General features: G+C 42.3%; 1 protein-coding gene. It reads left to right on the top strand.

Annotated features, from left to right (window positions below):
* Positions 1-695 (top strand): RNA-guided endonuclease InsQ/TnpB family protein (locus B5E95_RS10435; RefSeq protein ID WP_143437612.1); only part of this gene is annotated, 695 nt, incomplete at both ends.

The following is a 695-nucleotide window of genomic DNA, read 5'->3' as shown; positions in this document are numbered from 1 at the left end:
GTAGTCGCCAATAACGAGTTATTGGCTAAGCCCAGGAATATTCGTGATGCTTATAACTTTTTGCGTGTTAAAGAAATTGATAGCCTTGCCCTTGCCAATGCGATTCAGAACTACCAGAAAGCTTGGAGCAACTATCGCAAGATTGGTCATGGAATCCCAACTTTCCATAAAAAACGCAGCGACTGGTCATACCAAACCAACTGTCAGTATCCTAAGCAAAAAGAAGCTTTTCTTGATAACGGGACAGCTAGATTTATTGATGCTAAACATATTAAACTGCCTAAACTGGGTATCGTCCGCATTGCTGGTTTTAGAAGGCTAATCAAAGAGCGTTTGCTTAACCACATCCCAACTAGAATTGGCACAGTCACGATTAAAAAGACCGCTGACGAGCAATTCTACTTATCAATGCAATTAGGCAGCGATATTGCCTTTGTTAAAGCCTTGCCTAAGACACAAAGTCAAATTGGCATTGACCTTAACCTTGATAATTTCTTAACAGCATCTAACGGAGCAATGGTTGCTAATCCACGATTTTATCGTAAAGCCAAAAAGAAGCTTGCCCTTGCCCAACGCGTCTTGTCTCGCAGGCAGCGCCGGGCTAAAAAAGAAGGACGCAATTTGCGGCTAGCAAAAAACTATCAAAAGCAGCGTTTAGTTGTAGCTAAACTGCACGACAAGATCAGAAGACAGCG

The sequence above is a fragment of the Lactobacillus gallinarum genome, assembly GCF_002160635.1.
Taxonomy (GTDB): Bacteria; Bacillota; Bacilli; order Lactobacillales; family Lactobacillaceae; genus Lactobacillus; species Lactobacillus gallinarum.
Note: the sequence above shows the minus strand (reverse complement) of the source record. Positions and strands in the feature narration are given on the sequence as shown.